At 62.0% G+C, this 606-nt stretch carries 1 protein-coding gene; it reads left to right on the forward strand.

Annotated features, from left to right (window positions below; all coding sequences use genetic code 11):
* Positions 1-50: 50 nt before the first annotated feature.
* On the forward strand, positions 51-606 hold a 556-nt coding region (locus tag EOA29_RS39240; RefSeq protein ID WP_245468834.1), incomplete at its 3' end, for a response regulator.

Below are 606 nucleotides of genomic sequence, written 5' to 3' on the forward strand. Positions count from 1 at the left end.
AAGCGATTGCCACGACCGCAGCGCCCACCGGTCTGCCGTCTGCGGAATTGATGGACGACCGCGACGCCATTTCGGCGGAAGACAGGGTGGTTTTGATCGTTGAGGATGATCCGACCTTCGGCGGCCTGCTGCTGGGCCTGGCACGATCGGCCGGGCTGAAAGGTGTCCTGTCGACTGCCGGGTCCGGAACCTTGGCCTTGGCCCGCAAGCTGGTTCCGGACGCGATCACGCTGGATCTCGGGCTGGCGGACATCGATGGATGGGTGCTCTTTGACCTGCTGCGCCATGATCCGAAGACCACCGGCATTCCTATCCATGTGATCTCTGGCGCGGACGACATCGAAGGCCTGGCCACCAAGGGCGCATCGAGCATTTCCACCAAGCCCGTGTCGTCCGACGAACTGATGAAGGTGTTTCAGGATATTCATTCGAGAAAGCTTCGTGTCCAGCGCCGGGTGCTTGTCGCAGACGCCGATCCGGAGCGTCGCCTTTCGCTGGTCGAAACCATCCGGGATGGGGTCACCTCGGTCACTGCAATCGGTCGCGCGGCGACTGCAGATGACATTGACCTGGCCGCGTACGATGCCGTGGTTCTCGGTCTTGGAA

This window comes from Mesorhizobium sp. M1E.F.Ca.ET.063.01.1.1 (assembly GCF_003998155.1).
Taxonomy (GTDB): domain Bacteria; phylum Pseudomonadota; class Alphaproteobacteria; order Rhizobiales; family Rhizobiaceae; genus Mesorhizobium.